The 948-nt window shown below is 45.8% G+C and carries 1 pseudogene; it reads left to right on the top strand.

Annotated elements, in window-relative coordinates:
- A pseudogene (locus R7R24_RS25215) lies at window positions 1-948 on the top strand (hybrid sensor histidine kinase/response regulator); the annotation flags it as partial.

Raw genomic sequence — 948 nt, 5'->3', positions numbered from 1 at the left:
CCGTGGTTCTCGTGTGGCTGCTGTACTACTGCTATCGCCTTAAACAAAAGAACGAAGTGATCTTAGGTTCGTACCACGCGCCTTATATCGCCTATTCGACATGCATTATTATTTGGATTAGCAGTAACGCCTACTTCCATACCGATTTGCTACCTCTGCTTGGGCCAGAGGGCGGCATTTTCATGGCGAAATTAGCCAACTTAGCTTCCTTCTTCGCATTTGCTTTTGCTTTCTACTTTTCTTGCCAGCTCGCCGCCGAGCAGAAAAAAGGCAAAGTAAAACTGTGGCAACAAGGCATTTTTGTTGCGCTGACGGTTTATTCTCTGGTCATCAATTTACGCCCGAACCTAACCGTTGAGAATGTGCTGATTGATGGCCCTAGCCAATTTGTGATTGAGTTTGGCCCTCACACTTCTTATTTCTTCATAGGATTGGTGACCTTTGTCGTTATGACACTCACCAACCTCATTAGCATGCGCGCAAACAGCAGTAAGCTCTCTATAGCGAAGAACAATTACATGATCGCAGGGATCTTAGTATTCATGCTGTCTACGGCTGTCATACACCTAGGCATGACCTACTTCCTTGGGGATTTCTCACTAACGTGGCTGCCACCAGCGTTATCCATCAGTGAAATGCTGTTTGTTGGTTACGCGCTGCTTACATCGAGATTCTACAGCGCCAAATACCTTGCTTATCTGACGATCAGTGTGCTTTTTGTGTGCACCATTTTCGTCCTGCCATTAGGTGCGGTATTTATTCCAATGTCTGAAGACAATCAATGGCTCATCTCAATTCCGATTTGTGCCTTGATTGGCATCACTTGGCACTTGGTCTACAAACGCGTTAGCCGAATCGCATCGTTCTTTATATACGGCAATCGACAAACACCAGTTCAGCAGATCTTAGCGTTAGAAGAAGAGTTTAAGCGCTCAATCGACGATGCCG

The sequence above is a fragment of the Vibrio sp. 704 genome, from assembly GCF_033339295.1.
Note: the sequence above shows the minus strand (reverse complement) of the source record. Positions and strands in the feature narration are given on the sequence as shown.